Source organism: Bacteroidota bacterium (assembly GCA_020402865.1).
Classification (GTDB): Bacteria; Bacteroidota; Bacteroidia; order Palsa-965; family Palsa-965.
Genome location: JADBYT010000014.1, coordinates 23,976 through 42,262, shown reverse-complemented (window position 1 = coordinate 42,262; position 18,287 = coordinate 23,976). Strand labels below are relative to the sequence as shown.

At 46.1% G+C, this 18,287-nt stretch carries 14 protein-coding genes; 9 read left to right on the top strand and 5 right to left on the bottom strand.

Annotation, left to right across the window (positions count from 1 at the left end; genetic code table 11):
* Positions 1 to 160 precede the first annotated feature (160 nt).
* From IM638_10825 to IM638_10815, 3 genes are all read left to right on the top strand, one after another.
* Entirely contained in the window at positions 161 to 1,342 is a 1,182-nt protein-coding gene (locus tag IM638_10825) for a PAS domain S-box protein (protein ID MCA6363522.1), read from the top strand.
* Entirely contained in the window at positions 1,339 to 2,397 is a 1,059-nt protein-coding gene (locus IM638_10820; GenBank protein ID MCA6363521.1) for a response regulator, read from the top strand. The genes IM638_10825 and IM638_10820 overlap by 4 nt, the downstream gene beginning before the upstream one ends.
* Positions 2,398 to 2,516: 119 nt before the next feature.
* Complete coding sequence (locus IM638_10815; protein MCA6363520.1) at positions 2,517 to 2,894, top strand: hypothetical protein; 378 nt, start codon at positions 2,517 to 2,519, stop codon at positions 2,892 to 2,894.
* Between the two features lie 525 nt (positions 2,895 to 3,419).
* Here the strand turns inward: IM638_10815 and IM638_10810 are convergent.
* Positions 3,420 to 3,872: a 6-carboxytetrahydropterin synthase gene (locus tag IM638_10810; GenBank protein ID MCA6363519.1), complete on the bottom strand. Its 453-nt coding sequence runs from the start codon at positions 3,870 to 3,872 to the stop codon at positions 3,420 to 3,422.
* Between the two features lie 557 nt (positions 3,873 to 4,429).
* Between IM638_10810 and IM638_10805 the strand changes: the two genes are divergently transcribed.
* A complete protein-coding gene (locus tag IM638_10805; protein ID MCA6363518.1) occupies positions 4,430 to 5,389 on the top strand; it encodes a hypothetical protein in 960 nt (319 codons plus the stop codon).
* Positions 5,390 to 5,832: 443 nt separating this feature from the next.
* A complete protein-coding gene (locus IM638_10800) occupies positions 5,833 to 7,275 on the top strand; it encodes a hypothetical protein (GenBank protein ID MCA6363517.1) in 1,443 nt (480 codons plus the stop codon).
* A gap of 63 nt (positions 7,276 to 7,338) precedes the next feature.
* Here IM638_10800 and IM638_10795 read toward each other — a convergent pair whose 3' ends face one another.
* A complete protein-coding gene (locus tag IM638_10795; protein ID MCA6363516.1) occupies positions 7,339 to 8,172 on the bottom strand; it encodes a hypothetical protein in 834 nt (277 codons plus the stop codon).
* 246 nt (positions 8,173 to 8,418) lie between these two features.
* On the opposite strand from IM638_10795, the gene IM638_10790 reads away from it, so the two are divergent.
* From IM638_10790 to IM638_10775, 4 genes are read left to right on the top strand one after another with little or no spacing between them, the layout of a single operon-like run.
* Positions 8,419 to 10,143, top strand: a complete 1,725-nt coding sequence (locus IM638_10790) for an SAM-dependent DNA methyltransferase (GenBank protein ID MCA6363515.1) — start codon at positions 8,419 to 8,421, stop codon at positions 10,141 to 10,143.
* Positions 10,140 to 11,456: a restriction endonuclease subunit S gene (locus IM638_10785; protein ID MCA6363514.1), complete on the top strand. Its 1,317-nt coding sequence runs from the start codon at positions 10,140 to 10,142 to the stop codon at positions 11,454 to 11,456. Before IM638_10790 ends, IM638_10785 begins: the two co-directional genes overlap by 4 nt.
* Before the next feature lie 18 nt (positions 11,457 to 11,474).
* Entirely contained in the window at positions 11,475 to 12,056 is a 582-nt protein-coding gene (locus tag IM638_10780) for a hypothetical protein (GenBank protein MCA6363513.1), read from the top strand.
* Between the two features lie 25 nt (positions 12,057 to 12,081).
* Positions 12,082 to 15,066, top strand: a complete 2,985-nt coding sequence (locus tag IM638_10775; GenBank protein ID MCA6363512.1) for a type I restriction endonuclease subunit R — start codon at positions 12,082 to 12,084, stop codon at positions 15,064 to 15,066.
* 44 nt (positions 15,067 to 15,110) lie between these two features.
* Here IM638_10775 and IM638_10770 read toward each other — a convergent pair whose 3' ends face one another.
* The 3 genes from IM638_10770 to IM638_10760 are packed head-to-tail and all read right to left on the bottom strand — an operon-like array spanning position 15,111 to position 18,285.
* Positions 15,111 to 16,160, bottom strand: coding sequence for a DUF4407 domain-containing protein (locus tag IM638_10770; protein MCA6363511.1), 1,050 nt, complete (start codon positions 16,158 to 16,160; stop codon positions 15,111 to 15,113).
* A gap of 29 nt (positions 16,161 to 16,189) precedes the next feature.
* Positions 16,190 to 16,477, bottom strand: coding sequence for a hypothetical protein (locus IM638_10765; protein MCA6363510.1), 288 nt, complete (start codon positions 16,475 to 16,477; stop codon positions 16,190 to 16,192).
* On the bottom strand, positions 16,474 to 18,285 hold the full coding sequence (locus tag IM638_10760; protein MCA6363509.1) for a hypothetical protein: 1,812 nt from the start codon (positions 18,283 to 18,285) through the stop codon (positions 16,474 to 16,476). Before IM638_10760 ends, IM638_10765 begins: the two co-directional genes overlap by 4 nt.
* Positions 18,286 to 18,287 lie beyond the last annotated feature (2 nt).

The window sequence follows — 18,287 nt, the reverse complement described above, 5'->3', positions numbered from 1 at the left end:
TCCCCATCCCGCGCAGCGAATGAGGCTGGTCAGCCGTGTATCGGATTAACTTACAATCATTAGCAGCTTAAAAACTGATGAAGATCATATTTTCCCGACTCCTCCGGTTCTAATTTCGGCGATTGTGTTTACTTTGATGTCGAAATCAGACAAATCATTTATGGACAGTTTAGAGGGGGCGGAGGCACTTTTTCTTCATGCATCGGAAGGAATTGTGGTGGTCAATCAGCGTGGCATAATTGTGCGCTGCAACCCGAGTGCATCCCAAATGTTTGGCTTCAGCCAGGAAGAAATGCTCGGCAACCGGGTTGAGATGCTTGTGCCGCAGAAATACGCAGGCGGGCACGCGGCCCGGCATGATGCTTATACGGCGCATCCCGAACCACGCAAAATGGGCGCCGGCCGCGATTTATACGCCAAACGGAAAGACGGCTCTGAATTTCCGGTCGAAATCAGCTTGAGCCCGTTCTCGCGCGATGGCAAAAATTATGTGATTGCTTTTGTGGTGGATATTACCCTGCGCAAAGAAGCCGAAGACAAACTCCTCAACTACTCGGCTGATCTTGAGCGGCAGGTGCGCAACCGCACGCTCATTCTCGAAGAAGCCATCGACGAGCTTCAGAAAACAAAAGATCAGCTCCATGCGGCATTGGAAAAAGAACGCGAACTCAACGAACTCAAATCGCGTTTTGTATCCATGGCCTCGCATGAGTTCCGTACGCCCCTCGCTACAATGCTCTCGTCGCTTTCGCTCGTTACCAAATACGGCGAAACCAACGACAAGGATAAACAGGCAAAGCATGTGCAGCGCATCAAAAACTCAATCACACACCTCAACGATATTCTCAACGACCTGCTGTCGGTAAGCAAGCTCGAAGAAGGCAAACTCAGTCAGAATCCCGAAGCTACAACCATTTGCCCCTTCATACAGGACGTGCTTACCGAACTCAAGCCGCTTGCCGGCGCCGATATAAAAATTGAATTGCAATGCATTTGTCCCGACAAAATTTATATCGACCCCAAACTACTCAAGCACGTACTCTTCAACCTTGTTTCAAACGCCATCAAATATTCACCCGCCGGAAAATCGGTTACGGTAAAAGCAGCAATCGATAATCAGGAACTGGTGATTGAAATTTCCGATCAGGGCATTGGCATTCCCGAAGAAGATCAGAAACATTTATTTACCCGTTTCTTCCGCGGCCGCAATGCCTCGCATATTCCCGGCACCGGCCTTGGTTTAAACATTGTTGCCCGTCATGTAGAACTCATGCAGGGAGCGGTGGCATTTACCAGCGAAGAAAATAAAGGAACCACATTCACGCTACGCTTCCCGCAATGAAAAAAATATTACTGATTGAAGACAATAAGGATATGCGCGAGAATACCGCCGAAATTCTCGAACTCGCGCATTATCAGGTAATCACCGCCGAAAACGGAAAAGACGGCGTGGAGAAAGCCATGAAGGAAAATCCTGACCTTATTGTATGCGATATTATGATGCCCGTGCTCGACGGTTACGGCGTGCTGCATCTGCTTTCGAAAAACGAAACCACCTCGGCTATTCCGTTTATCTTCCTCTCCGCCAAAGCCGAACGCAGTGAACTGCGACGGGGCATGGAAATGGGTGCCGACGATTACGTAACCAAACCGTTTGATGATATTGAACTGCTCAACGCCATTGAAAGCCGCCTGCAGAAATCAGAACGCGTGCGCCGCGATTTCAGCCGCGATATTTCCGGACTCAATGAATTTGTAAACGAAGCCAAAGGCTTTGATGCCCTGCGCGAACTCTCGGCCAGCCGCGATGTGCGCAACTGTCGCAAGAAAGAAAGCATTTACGTGCAGGACAGTTTTCCCAAAGGCATTTACATGGTGGTGAGCGGTAAAGTAAAAACCGGCATGGTAAACGAACAGGGCAAAGAACTCATTACCGGCCTCTACAAACCCGGCGATTTCTTTGGTTACTTAGCTCTGCTCGAAGACAAGCCTTATTCCGACACCGCCTCTGCGCTCGAAGACAGCGAGGTGTGCCTCGTTCCGAAAGAAGATTTCTTCTCGCTGCTGTACCGCAACGCCGAAGTATCGCGCCGTTTCATCCGCCTGCTTTCTGATAATCTGGTAGAGAAGGAAGAACAGCTGCTCAAACTTGCCTACAACTCCGTGCGCAAGCGCGTGGCCGAAGCATTGGTAACCTTGTGCAACCGCTACCGCAAGGAAAACGAAGAAACATTTACCATGAACATCTCGCGCGAGGATCTCGCAAACCTTGCCGGCACCGCCACCGAAACCACCATACGCACCCTCAGCGATTTTAAAGAAGAAGGCCTGGTGGAAGTGAAAGGCGGCACCATTACTGTACTCAGCTACGACAAGCTGCGCAAAATGAAGAACTGAACAAGGCTGACATCAGTCAGTGCGGGCAGATGATGAAGGTCATTTCACTGGCCGGTACTTCGTAATAGTTTTGTATTGTCCGTAATAGACGCAACCTATTTCCTGCGGGCATTGCAACTATGAATATTACGATTTCCGATACACGTTCAGTGGCCGATATACAGAAGGAGTTTACCCAAACGTTCCCTTATCTGCGTCTCGAGTTTTTTGCCCGTCCGCATAAAACCGGCAAGCCTTCACCGCGCAGTCAGATGCTCAACGCGCGCACACTTGGCGAATGCCGCACCCGCCACACCACCGGCGATATTCAGATTACACCGGCCATGACCGTAGCCACACTCGAAGAAGAATTCCTCAGCCACTACGGCCTTTCGGTACAGGTATTCCGAAAATCAGGCAAAGTATGGCTCGAAACCACAATTACTGATGGCTGGACACTTGCCGAGCAAAATGCACAGGGCGAAGCCCTTTCGGGCAGCCGGAGACTGGATGACTGACTGAATAGTTGAATGTAAAAGGCTTTTCTGCAAAGGAGAGCCTTTTGTGTTTTTTGGGGAAATACCAATCTGATCCGAGGCGAATCAAATCTGTTGAATTAATGTGGTGTATTACTATTATTGTTAAATAGAAATTGAAGCATCAAAAAGGAGAGAGTTACAAATAAAAAGGATATTGGAACTGCGGAGAAGAACATCAATTCTTCAATTGCACTTCCCAGGTTAGGTCTGAGTGGTATTATTATATACAAAAGAAGTACCAAATAAATGATAATGAAGCGCTTGATTTTATTTCGGAAGTAAGTATTAATCGCTCTCTTTTTACCGACTACCAATACATTTGAAGTAGTAAATATAAATAATACAAACAGCAAAGTATAGATAATGGCTTGAGTTAAATTTAAGTTATTGCTTTGATTAAACAGTATAAAGTAATATACAGTAAGATCAGCAATTATTAAGCTTATAATTAATGCAAAATTTCTCATCATCACTTGTGATTATCAAGTGGAAATCAACCACACGTTACAAATTATCCGAATCAAACCACTCCGCAAACGAAGTAGGCGTTTCATTCAGTCGCAAACTGATAAGCTGGATGTGCGCGGGCAGCTTATCGCGGATAATGTGCATAAAATGCACCAGCAATAACTCGCAGGTGGGCTGAAAATTCATCCAGTGCACGCGGGTAAAAAGCGGATCGTGCAGCAGAGGAGCCAGCACGGCGCGGCTTTCTTCGGGCAGCACCAGCGCATGGTCGAACGGATCAATAATGTGCTCGCGGATAATTTTCTTCAGGTGCCCGAAGTCGATCACCATGCCGTTGTCGGGCGCGCCTTTTTCCTGTTTCGGCTTACCGGCAATGGTTACATGCAGAAAGTACGTGTGTCCGTGAATATGCTTGCACGGCCCGTCGTGCCCCGGCAGGGCATGCGCCATTTCAAAATTGAAGCTCTTGGTAACGCGTATGGTTGGCAGGTACATGAAGGTGTGTGCTATGCAGCAAAAGTACACAATTGCCGGTTTTTGCAGGAGTTTTTTTAGCGGGAATGTGGGGAAAGTGATGTGGAGCAAGCTGTAAATGACAATGTGTACATCCATACAAGCAATTCCTTAGAGCCTGTTTAAAATTTGCTTTTGAGCGCATTTTTCTTCAGACAAGACATGTTTTGCAAGCGATTCTTGTAGAAGATCGACAAAAACAGAACGCAGCATGAGTAAAAATGAGCCGAAACAAAGTCAAAGGATGATTAATAAACAAACGCTTCAAATTATTATCTTTGTCGCATACTAAGTTAATAACCCTCTATCATGATTTTGCTTTTTACCACGCGCAGCGCCACCTCAGCGCTCATCAACACCCGTCTTTTTCCGCCGGGACTGCTGCACAAGCAGTAATCTTCCGGATACTTTGATTTTGCTGTAAACAGCTTTTAAACACCGTCAATACTGTCAGGTGGGTTACTGTTTTTTTTGATTTTTCTGAAACAGCCGGATCGCTCCGGTAATCTATCTCATTTCAAAAAAGTAACCTCATGCGTTATTCAAAAATTTGTTCGTTTTATCACGAACAACTATCGCCTGCACAACTGCGCGGGCACAATGCTTCATTAACACCCCGCAAACCCAAAATGCTCATGGCTTATCTGCGCCGCATGCAACTTGAAAAGCATTTTGAACTGAAGCAAAATTTTAAACCATTTACCCGCGAAGCATTTTACATCGCGCACACGCGCAGCTACGTAGATGGATTTTTTTCCGGCGAAAAAAAACATACCCGAAGCAACAACCTGCAATGGTCGCCCGATTTTTTGAAGAGTGTGCAATACACCAATGCCGCGCTCTACGAAGCCGTGAAATGGGCTGTGCAACACCCGCAGCAAATTACCTTTGCACCGGTTGGAGGCTTTCATCACGCACAGCCTGCACAGGGCCTTGGCTATTGCACGTTTTCCGGTCAGGTTATTACAGCCGTAAAACTGTACCGCGAAAGCGGTCTGCGCGGCGCTTTCGTTGATCTCGACGGCCATTTCGGCAACAGCATCGAAGACAGCCGCAGCTTTGTGCCCGATCTCAACCGCGCCATTCATCCCGAATACGGCAACATCAATCCGCAAGGCAAACACAGCCAGTGGATCAACGATTTCAGGCGGCAACTCGGATTGCTGCGCGATGCCATTCAGCACAACGAAGTCGATTACATCGTTTTCTGCCACGGTGCCGACAGCCACGAGCACGACGACACCCGCGGCCAATGCACAACAGCAGAATGGATAGAATGCGCACAAATTTTCTACGACTTCATAGCGCGCATTGATCGCAAGCGCAATACACCCATGCCGCTTGCACTATGCCTGTTTGGCGGCTACCGCAAAGATGATTTCGATTCGGTACTGTCGCTGCACACGGCTGATCTGGTGTGCTGTTTAAACACACTCTGCGGACAGGAAATTGTGTTTGAAGCGAAGGTGAAGAAGCAGGAGTTTCGGCGGTGATTTCGAGAAGGCTCAATCACCGAGAGTGCATCCCCGGTGATTGAGCTTGTCGAAATCACCGGGGATGTGCGAATGAGCCTGTCGAAATCACAGCGCATACCCGCAATACGGATAAAACTTATACAACAGCTCCAACTGACTTTCGCACAACGGGCAGAGCTTTACCTGCTCCACAGGCGGACGATCTTGTGTGTTGCCTCAATATACTTTGCGGGCAGAAAATTATGTTTGAGCCGGAAGTAAACAAACAGCACATCTGGCGTTAGTCGTTTTAGGTATTACTTGAAGATGAACACTAATTTCAGTAAGATTATTCGCATTGAATAATCGACGAAAAACAGGCGTATTAATGCGCCTGTTTTTCGTATCTGAAACTTTTAAACAGACACTGAATTTTTACATTACCGTGTGATAAGTTTACCGACTCATCAAATCCTTTGTAAATGAATCCCACATTCAATCCCACCCAGCGCATTTTCGCACTCAACTACCTTTCTAATCTCTGTATGGGCAAAAAAGGCACGCCGCAGGCATTACAAACCTGGATGCACCACACGCTCGAACATGCTTTTGCCGACAAGGAATTTATTTCGTGGATGGGTGAGTGGAAATTAATGTGGGGACCGGTAGTTGTTTCGGCTGGCGGGGATGTGGAGAAACAGGTGGCAAGCAATACAATGTTTGTAGCATACGAACCCGAAAGCGCAACCTACGTGGCTGCGGTGGCGGGTACAAATCCGGTTTCAATGTTTGGCTGGATGGTGGAAGATTTTACCGTGCAGAAAACGGTGCCGTGGATTTATGAAAAGCCAATGCCCGATACTCTTGTTGAAAGCGAACATCAGCAGGCCTTTGGTATTTCTGATGTGCGCATTTCGGAAGGCACGCAAATCGGGTTAGCCATTTTGCGGAAGATGCAAAGCAATGGTAAAACCATACAGGAGTTTTTTGCGGCCGAGTCGCAGCGGCAAAAGTTCCCGCAGCAGCTGGTGGTTTCGGGGCATAGCCTCGGCGGCGCATTATCGGCCACACTGGCACTTTCGTTGCTTAATCAGCAGCCGTTCTGGGATGTGCAGCGTTTGTTTACCGTATCAGCACTTCCATCGGCCGGAGCCACACCGGGCAACAATGCGTTTTCAGAATACTACGGCCGCCTGCTGGGTACGCGCACGCTGCGTGTGTGGAATGTAATTGATCCGGTGCCGCACGGCTGGGAACCGGCCATGCTTGAGAAAGTGCCGTTTCTGTATGCTCCTTATCTGCGCGGCAGTGTGGCGCTCGGACTCATTTCGGCTTACATGGTGAAGCGCAGTCTTGAGGGGGCCGCCCGCCACAATGCCGGCGGCATGTACACACAGCTGGTACCACAAACCGCGCCGCTGCCGGGGCAGGTGAGTTTGCAGCTCATAACTGATGCCGGTGAGGAAGCAGTGCCCACCGTAGTGCATATTATTCTGAACGCACTTGGAGGCGCGTTCAAAGATAAATTTGCAGCCATCATGTTGCGTCTGCATATTGCTGAAGCGGTACAGAAACTCATTTTCACCGCGCTGAAACTCCTTTCCGAAACCCGCTGGGCCCGCAACCACGCGCGTCAGTTTATGGATGCACTGCTGGCTCAATTCGCAAAAATTACACAACTCACAAAAGCCCAGCTCGAAGCCCTGCAACACCTCTTCGCCGATCTGCTGCACGAACTCACTGTAGTGTTTCAGTTCCTTGTGCAACTCAGCTACCAGCACTGCGCCGCCTATCTGCAACTTATGGGCATAGGCGCATTCGAAACGTATTTTAAGGCGCTGGAGGATACATACAAAAAGAAATCAGCCCCGCCCGAGTATGAAGCGTTGCTGCTGAAATGCGCGGGAATGCTGCTGGAACGGTGATTTTGCTTCCGGCGGTTGTGCCTGTCGAAATCACCGGGCATGTGCGAATGAGCCTTATCGAAATCAACGCCCGTTGGCGTAGCAGTATTTGCAAAGCGGCCTGTTCATGCTGCTGGCGTTGGCTTCGCCGCAGCAATGGCAGAACTTCTCTTTAAACTCGCGGTTTTCCCATTGCACCCAGCTTGCATAGCACGACGTGCAGTAGGGCGCATGCGGATTGTATTGCAATTTGCTTTTGCAGCGCAGGCAATAGCCCTGATGGCTGAATGTATCGGCCAGTTTTTCGAACAGGTTGCGTTTGTCGGGGCGGCGTTGTGTAAAGTTTTGGGTTGTGCTGCGCGGGGTTGAATTTTCCGCTTTGGGTTGTGGCTGCGGTTTCGACTGCGGCTGCTGTTGTGGCGCAGTGTGCGTAGCATGCGCAGTTGTATTCGGTTGCGGCTTTATCTGAATCCTTGAGCGATAAATTTTACCGCTTTTCTGCGCCATCATCAGTATCTCTTCCGATTCGCGCGCGGCATCGTTATACAGTTCTGCATCGGCCACGGCATCAATACTAATGCCAAGTTCTCGGTTGTATTTATCGGAATATTCGTAAAAATTCATCGAACCCAGCACCAGTTCGCGGCCGTTGTAATAACACTTTGTGTGCACATTATCGTGCGTATATAATTCTACATTGGGAATTTCAAGCAGTTTGACTTTTTCCTCGTCTTTCAGTTTTTTCTCGCGACACACCACCACCAGTTTTACACCGCGTTGTCCGGCTGCAACCATACGTTCCTCAAATACCGGACTCAGTTGTATGTACGGCGAAATAATGACCACACGTTCGGTGGCCCTGGAAATAATATCGGAAATAGCGGCAGAAATTCCTTTGGTAGTTACAATGCGGGCCATACGGCGGTCTCGTCAGATTGGGTTATACGAGTACGAATGTACGTATTTACTTGTTTTCGCTGATCGTGAAATGAACGGGTTGTTTCTCCCCGGATGTCGGGATATTACAATATTGGTTTTCATTTTTCCGGTTCTGTTTTCAGTTCAGTCACAACTATATTTAATTTTCGACACCTCAATGGCTTTATTTCGCCGGAAATACGATCTTTAACACATCAAAATTTCCAACATCGTTACCCGATTTCTATGACCAATTCCGGTTTCCGCGAAAAAGCCAATTTCATCTGGAGTGTGGCCGACCTGCTCAGAGGCGATTACAAACAGGCCGATTATGGCAAAGTAATTCTTCCCTTTACCGTTTTGCGCCGGCTCGACTCCGTGCTGGCTGCTACCAAAAAGGATGTACTTGCGCAGGCGCCCAAAGTAAAAACCAAATCCGACGAGCTGCTTGATCTTGCGCTCAATAAAATTTCGGGCTATAAGTTTCATAACCGTTCGCCATACGACTTTCAGAAGCTCACCAACGAACCCGGACAGCTGGCCGAAAACCTGCGCAGCTACCTGAACAGCTTCTCCAAAAGCGTGCGCGATATTGTAGAACATTTCAATTTTGAAGCACAGATTGAGCGCCTTGACAAAGCCGAACTGCTTTATCCGGTTGTCGAACGGTTTGCTAAAATCGACTTAGCGCAGACTTCCGGCCTCGAAATGGGCTACATCTTCGAAGAACTCATCCGCAAGTTTGCCGAAGTTTCAAACGAAACGGCCGGCGAACATTTCACCCCGCGCGAAGTCATTGAGCTCATGGTGAAACTGCTTTTTGTGCCCGATAACGAAGTGCTGCATAAAAAAGACATTATCCGCACACTTTACGACCCCACCTGCGGAACCGGCGGTATGCTTTCGGAAGGCGAACGCTTCATCAGGCAGTTTAACGCACACGCCAAACTCGGTCTGTTCGGGCAGGAGCTTAACCCCGAGTCGTATGCCATTTGCATGGCCGATATGCTCATTAAAGGGCAGGACACCGACAATATAAAATTGGGCAACACCCTCTCGGCCGACGGACTTGGCGGTAAAACGTTTGATTATATGCTGGCCAATCCGCCTTTCGGGGTGGAGTGGAAGAAAGTGCAGAAACAAATTGAAGACGAGCATAAAAAGCTGGGTTTTGCCGGACGTTTCGGGCCGGGGCTGCCGCGTATCAACGATGGTTCACTGCTGTTTCTGCTGCACATGATTCATAAAATGAAACCGGTGGCCGAAGGCGGTTCGCGCATTGGCATTGTGTTTAACGGCTCGCCCCTGTTTACCGGCGGTGCCGGCAGCGGCGAGAGCGAAATACGCAAATACATCATCGAACATGATCTGCTGGAAGCCATTGTGGCCCTTCCCGATCAGTTGTTTTACAACACCGGCATCAGCACGTATGTGTGGATTTTGAGCAACCACAAGGAGAAAAAACGCAAAGGCAAAATACAACTTCTCAACGCCGCGTCGTTTTCTTCGAAAATGAGCAAAAGCCTCGGCAGCAAACGAAATGAAATTAGCCCCACACAAATTGAAAAAATTGTGCGCATTTACGGACAGTTTAAAGAAGGCGAGCATGTGAAGATTTTCGACAAGGAATTTTTCGGCTACAGCCGCATTACCGTTGAACGCCCCGAGCGCGATGCGAAAGGCCGCGTGGTAACCGATAAAAAAGGCGAACCCAAACCCGATGCGTCCCTGCGCGATTTTGAAAACGTGCCGCTTACCGACGATATTGAAACCTATTTCAAACGCGAAGTATTGCCCCACGTACCTGATGCATGGATTGACGAAAAGAAAACCAAAACAGGCTACGAAATTAATTTCACCAAATACTTCTACACCTACAAACCCCTGCGCTCCCTGGCCGAAATACGCGCCGATATTCTCGCACTCGAAAAAGAAACCGAAGGTTTAATGCACAAAGCACTTGAACTATGAAACGGTATAAAAAATACAAAGACTCAGGTGTAGAGTGGATTGGGGAAATTCCCGAACATTGGGAGGTGAAACGGTTGAAGTATATTGGAGATACAATAATTGGTATTGTATATTCTCCAGATGATATTTGTGACGAATCAGAAGGTAAACTTGTACTAAGATCTTCTAATATTCAAAATGGGAAAATTGATTTAAGTGATAATGTCTTTGTAAAAAAAGAAATAGGTGAAAAGCATATTACCAGAATTGGTGACATCTTAATTTGTGTACGTAATGGTAGCAGAGACCTCGTCGGTAAAAATGCACTTATCGATAAATATTCCGAAAATCAAACGTTTGGAGCTTTCATGTCTATTTTTAGAAGTGAATTATCTGACTTTGTTTATTGGTTTTTCAACTCTGAAATTTTCAAGGCTCAATCCGGATTATTTTCTACATCGACAATAAATCAACTCACAAATGAAACCTTAAACTCAATGAGAATTGCTTGCCCATTTGATTCGGACGAGCAAAATCAGATAATAAGGTTTCTAAATTGTAAATCAGAACTAATTGATTCTTTAATTTATCACAAACAAAAACTCATTACCCTGCTGCGCGAAGAGCGCACCGCCCTCATTAACCAGGCGGTAACCCGTGGCATAAACCCCAAAGCCAAACGCAAAGACTCAGGTGTGGAATGGCTGGGTGAAATTCCGGCGCATTGGGAGATGAAGAGGTTGAAGTATCTAGTTGAAAAAGTTACAGGAGGAGGAACCCCATCAACTGACGTTTCTGAATATTGGAATGGACCAATTCCTTGGGTATCCCCCAAAGACATGAAGGTCATTAAAGAGATTTATGATTCACAAGACAAGTTGACAGAACTAGCAGTCAAAGAGTCTTCCGCAGTATTAATTGAAACCAGGAGTGTGTTAATTGTTGTAAGATCTGGTATTCTGAAGCATTCATTACCAATTGCAATTAACGAAGTTCCCGTGACGTTAAATCAAGATATGAAATCAATTTTACCAAATAATTTGATTTCAGTCGATTACTTGTTTTACCTACTAAAAGGGCTTAGTAACGAAATATTAAGTTATTGTAATAAGATCGGGGCAACAGTTGATAGTATTGATTTAGAAATTTTTCTCAATTTCTCCATTCCATTTTGTTCTTTGAAGGAACAAAATGAAATTATTTGTTACATCCAAACCAAAACCACCCAAATAGACCAAACCATTACCCGCATCGAACGCGAAATAGAATTACTGCAGGAATACCGCACTGCCCTCATCAGTGAAGTAGTAACCGGTAAAATCTGTGTAGTATAAACTGCTAATTCAATGCCCATGAATCAGCCCGTTTCTTTTCCCGAATTTTTCAGGCATACCCTTGAAGAAACCAACCGGCAGCTCAGTCATTCCGTTTCCACCTTTCTGTATGATTATTTCGAACTGAACTGCGGCGAATTGCCCGATCCCGTCTGGCAGAAGGGAAAGGATGAACCCGAAACACTGAAAAAGCTCATCAGTTGGGCGGCCCGGCCTGTTAAAACACGTCCGTGTGTGTACCGCATTGTCTGGAGGGGAGATTTGTCACCGGATAGTGTATTTTCTTCATTCAAGGCATACCTTAAAGACGATACTAAAAAGCGGGCCACACCGGGAGTGAAAAAAAAACCGTATGCATATGAACAAACGCTGTATGTGGGCAAGGTTGAAAAAGACATGTGCGGGCGTATCATGACGCATCTTGGTTATTACTACAACACCGGTACAGCCGGGTTGCAGCTGGTGGAGTGGGCAAGGCAAATAAACCTGCATGTTGCTTTTCACATCTGGTCGTTTGAGCCCGGTATGAAAGATTATGTGGCATTGTACGAGCGGGCGCTGGCAAAAGCATACCCGCCGCTTATCGGTAAAAAACATTAATTTTCTGCATAGAATTCCCCTGCACATGAGTATGCTCACCGAAAAAGCATTTGAAGAAAACATTGAGCACTGGCTGCTTACCGAGGGCGGCTGGAAAGCCCTGCCCGAAAGCGGTTACGATAAAAAGCTGGCGCTTTTTCCCGATGTGGTTTTTGAATTTCTGGAAGCCACGCAGTCTAAAGCCTTAGCCAAGTTGGCCAAAATACACGGCACACAGTTGCGTCCGCGCTTGCTGAGCCGTCTAAGCGAAGTAGCAGCGCGCGAGGGCATACTCAGCGTGCTGCGCAACGGATTTTCCGAATACGGCATAGGTTTCCGGCTGGCCTATTTTGCGCCCGAAACCAATCTCAATCCCGAAACGCTTGCCCTGTATGCGGCCAACCACCTCGGGCTTACCCGGCAGCTGCATTACAGCGAGGCCAACCACAATTCCATTGATCTTGTGTTCAGCCTCAACGGCATTCCCTTAGCCACCGCCGAACTCAAAAACCTGTTTACCGGTCAGGGCACCGCAGAGGCGCAAAAGCAGTACATGACAGACCGCGACCCGGCCGAGCCGCTGCTGCGGTTTGGCAACCGTACTTTGGTACATTTTGCGGTGGATGCCGAGCAGGTGTTTATGACCACGCGCCTCAACCGCGCCGATACCGTGTATCTGCCTTTTAACCGCGGCTACCAGCTGGGAGCGGGCAATCCGCCGGCAGAAGGCGATTACCGCACGGCTTACCTTTGGAATGAAGTGCTGGAGCGGCACAGCTTTATGGATATTGCCGGCAAGTTTCTGATGCAGAAACGCAGCACAAGCCGCAACAAGCTCACCCAGGCGGGCGATATACTTTTTCCGCGTTACCACCAGCTTGATGCCGTGCGCCGCATTACGGCTCATGTGCGCACGCATGGGGCGGGGCAGCATTACCTCATTCAGCATTCGGCCGGATCGGGCAAAAGCAATTCAATTGCCTGGCTTGCCTACCGCCTGAGCACACTGCACAACGCCGCCAATCAGAAATGCTTTGATACGGTGGTGGTGATTACCGACCGCAACGTGCTCGACCAGCAGTTGCAGGAAACCATCGAAAGTTTTGATCACACCAAAGGCACGCTGCGGATTATCGACAAAGACAGTGCGCAACTGGCCGATGCACTTATGGCAAAGGCCAAAGTAGTGGTGACAACCCTGCAAAAGTTTCCGCACATACTCGATAAAGTAAGTGAACTCGGCTCAAACCGCTTTGCCATTATTATCGATGAGGCGCACAGCAGTCAGGGCGGCAAAGCCAGCAACACCATGAAACGTGCGCTGGGCGAAGCGGCGGTATTTGGCGACGACGATCCTGAGGAGGAAGATGTGCAGGACGAACTTTTGCGCACCATGCAGGCGCGGGGCAAACAAACCAACATGAGTTTATTTGCCTTTACCGCCACACCCAAAGCCCGCACGCTCGAAGTATTCGGCACCACCGATTACATGCCTGCCGAAACCGACGAAAACGGGCGCATCAAACCGCATCCGTTTCATCTTTATTCGATGCGGCAAGCCATTGAAGAGCGGTTTATTCTTGATGTGCTTACGCATTATACGACCTACAGCACATTTTACCGGCTTGCCAAAAAAATTGAGGAAGACCCTGAACTGAATCCCCGCAAGGCGCAGTCGGCCATACTCAATTATGTATCGCTGCATCCGCACAACATTCAGCAGAAAACCGAAATCATGATTGAGCATTTCCGCTCATCGGTTCAGCACCTTATTGGCGGCAAGGCCAAGGCCATGCTGGTTACGCAAAGCCGCGAGCATGCCTACCGGTATTTTATGGCATTCGGTGACCTGCTTAGGCAAAAAGGCATTACTGATATGGATGTGCTGGTGGCATTCTCCGGCAAGTTAGCCACACACGATTATCCCGAAGGCATTACCGAAGCCGAAATCAACGGATTTGGCGAAAAGCAGTTGCCCGAACAGTTTGCTGGTGAAAAATACAAACTGCTCATTGTGGCCGATAAATACCAGACCGGTTTTGATCAGCCCCTGCTGCACACCATGTATGTGGACAAGGCGCTGAGCGGTGTAAAGGCCGTGCAAACACTTTCGCGGCTCAACCGCACGCATCCCGGCAAAGAGAATACGTTTGTGCTCGACTTCCGCAACACGCGCGATGATATACTGGCTGCGTTTCAGCCTTACTATGAGCTCACCACAGTAGAAGAACTCACCGATCCGAATTTGCTGTTTGATCTCCGTCAACGGCTCGACAGCATGGGCATTTACCGCGATGAAGAGGTGGAAGCCTTTGCCGGGTTGTTTTTCTCCGCTGGCCGCAGTACACGCGATCAGTCGAAGCTTTATGCCTTTTTGCAGCCCGCCACCGACCGCTATGTCCAATTGAGCGACGACGAGAAAAACATATTTAAGCGAATGCTGCGGCAGTGGTCGAGCCTGTATGCTTTTCTGGCGCAGATTATACCATTCAATCAGCCGGCACTTGAGCGCTTTTACGTGTTTGCGCAATACCTGCACAGCGTATTACCCGGACGCAGCAATGCCGAAAACGTGCGCGTGGCCGATAAAATTGCGCTGCAGTATTTCCGCATCCGCAAGCAAAACGAAGGGGCTATCGAACTCGAAAAAGGCAGCACCGGCGAGCTTCGCGCACAAACCGGCACCGGCACAGCATCCGGCACCGACCGCCGCGCAGCCCTATCGGAAATTATCCAGGCCGTAAATGCCCGTTTCGGCATAAACCTGAGCGAAAACGACAGCCTTTTTCTGGAACAAAACCAAAACAACCTGCGCCACGACCAAGAGCTGCAGCAACAGGCGCTCAGTAATTCGGAAGCCAATTTCGGCATCAGTTTCAACGAAAAATTCCGCGAGTCGCTTGCGGGGGGCATAGAAGCCAATCAGCAGTTTGTAAATATGCTCTTTGAGAATAAGGAGGTGATGAATATGGTTATGCTGGCGATGATGAAGGAGACGTATGCGTTTTTCAGGGGGCGGGGGATTTCGTAACATTCATGTCTATTATTTATTTTACTATCTAGATGAGCATATGTCTATTTTTCAATAGCGTTCAATATTTTCTCCCAGTATTTCTCTAGCAAGTTGGTGTTTCCGTTTGTCCGATCCATTTTTTCCATACCATCACGAGTAATACTGTGTGCCATTTGTAAATTTAATCTTCGTCTGGTTTCTATAAGTGTTTGATATTCATCTGTAGAATTAAATAACTTCATTAAAGCCGGTATTAGCTCAATGAAAATGAACAAAATTTTGAGTCCTAGATTCATTGTCTCCATGTTGCCACTTTTATCTTGTGAAATAGATTCTTTCATAGCCTGATATCGGCTCACAAAATCAACAGCTTTAATTACTGAATCAGCCTTAGCCATGTTTACAGCTTCATTAATAACGGAGTCTTCTTTAAGTTTCACATTTTCATACTCTAATAAGGCTTTTTTATATTCGGCTTGTATTCGTAGCGTTTGTTCTTCAAGTTTATTGAAAACAGGCCCTCTTCCGGCTTTTCCACTGCTTCTTTCACTAAGTTTACCAATTTCTTCGTCATGGCTTCTTTCGTTAAGGACATTTAGTTGTTTAGAATATGCTTCAACTTTTTTGCTTAGACTATCAAGTGATGCAGCATATTTATTCTTTTCTATTTCACTTCTTGCTGCAACCCTTTTTTTGTATAATTCAACATGCATTATTTGCAGCTGCTGATCTATTTTTTGCTCCATCAGCTTCATTTCTATAGGTATAGAAAGAATTATTCCAATACTAATAGCGAGTGGAATTCTCAAATATGTAGCTGAGTTTTTTGTTGATGATACAATTTCCCGGTCAATAGCAATAATAATACAGGCATAAAGAAAACCAATAATCCCTGAATATAATATTTCAATAGTATCAAGTGGGATTTCTTCACCAGCGCCATCTGTCTTGATAAATAGCATAGAGGCCGCATAGCTTCCTGAAAGGAAGGCAAAAACCCCGGTCAGTAGCACGAATATGCCTAAACTCAGTTGATTGTTATATGCGCTTCCCGGGCATTGCCGCAAGACATCCATATCTGTTTTTGAAAGAAAAAGTAGTATTCGTTTCATTGCTTTTATTTTATTGGTGGCGTATAGTTTTACTTAGTTATTTTCGGGATTATGATTTCTGGTAATTTTGTATTCGGTGGTAATGGCTGTTTTATCTCTCGAATCGCCATATTGAGAGGTGGAACTATTTTTTTTATTTCTGGGACTATTACAATATCCAATTTGGTTTTCTTATTACTTATATTTAAAATTGGCTTAAGCGGGCAGATATGCTCGCGTAATAAAACAACGGGTGCTAATTTTAATAGATCTAGAAGCGGAATGGGTAGTACCGGCGCATGTTTATTGTTGATTCTCGCTTTTAGTGTGGATTTCATTTTGGGGAATCTAATTTATTTTGATTGTTGACTTTCGCTTTATACTCTTCGTCTGCTTTAATTGAATTTCGGGCTACAGAAACCAGCTTTATGGTTACACCATGTGAATCTATTATCTTTTCTGCTGCAGTACTAAAAAATGAAGTTATCTCCTTCAGCGTAACAACACTTCTTGGATCCTCGTTATCATATTTGGACTGAATATCGAACAAACTGTTGAAATGATGAGTAAGAGTTAAACTGATAGAGTGTCGTTCAGCATCCGCCTGTTCTCTTAGTAATGCTTTTCGTTTTTGTACGATTATGCCCATATCCATATTTTCATCAGACGAATCATGATAAATTTTTGACTTGAACGTGTACCATCCTTCTTTGGCAATACCTGTAACCGCATATTGTATGGTGTAATGAATGCGTTCAGCAATGTTTTTATAGACAAAAATTCCATTTTCTCCAGCAAGATATCTGAAACGTTCAGTAAGTTCTGTATCAAGAGGTGTGATATGAATAATTGGAGTAACCACATTAAATTTTCTTTCCAGTAAACTTCTGATTTTGGCACTTAATGCCGACTCAACAGATGGCGACCCTTTATACTCAGAATTAAAGTGAAGATAAAACTGGTCGGGTGAAATAGTTAGCGCATATAAACGGGCTTCTTCAACAATCTCTTCCCGCATTTTTTCCAAAAGTATAATACCAGGTCGAAGGTATTTTTCGACATAACCGCTAAACGAACTGATATAACCCTTTACTGTAATATTCATTCTTATTGGAACGCGTATATCCAGTGTGGTGTAATAAGTGCAGTGTTCAAGATCTTCTTCTGATTGCGGATTAATTATTTTTTCAGTATCCAGCGTGAATTGATTCAGTAGCTCAATTTCATTGAGCAGAGGAATAGAAATAAGCTGTTTTACCCTAAAACCTATTTCGGATGCTTCAGATTCAAGCTTTTTTTGTATTTCATAAGATGGTTCTCCCTGTAATACCTGAGCAATTGTTTTGTCGATCATTACTACCTGTACAACCTTTTCAATCTTCTCTTTCATCCAGTTACTAAGGTTGTCGATAGAAGTCATGTTGAATTTGCGTTTATCATACAAACTCATGACAAGCGTGCACTGAAGCTTGATTTCCCAGTTTTTAATCTGACAGGTAACTGTATGCTTCACAAGTGCGTAATCTTGGTCTATTTTTTCATCAACAAAAGGCGATAAGCGTAGTTCGATTTTAAATCCGTTTCGCTCAGCCTGTTCGCACACATCTTTGTTTAATTCACTTTCATGAATAAAAAACTGACTTACAATATTTTCTTTTCTCGATGCCGACTGTTTCACCCAACTGCTGAGTTGATTTCTGAAAGCATCATCAAGGTTCGTGTCTCTGTAAAAAAGCATTACAGCTTTATACTCACTCCCTTTGATAAGTTCAACATTGCAAAGAATGTCGATTTTAAGTCGTTGGCCCGACTTAATATCATCTACATAGCAATCGAAATACCGAAGAGTGATAATTTTATTACACTTGGTCCAGAAGATTCTGTACTCTTTTAGCAACCAGTTCCATGGACGACTGAAACTGGTATTTTTTTTCATATCAATGTAAATCAGACTTTCATCCACATCTTTTACTGCCGGAGGTGAGTTATCTACTGCAGCAATAATTGAACGCAAATTCGTTTCACCAGTTCGTTCATTAACTGTGGTTTGTGATTTGGTGTTTTCCGACCCTGTTTTTTCTGCTACGGGTGCATTTCCGGTTACTTCCTTTTGCTCACCTTGAGTATTAGTATTTTGAGTATCCATTT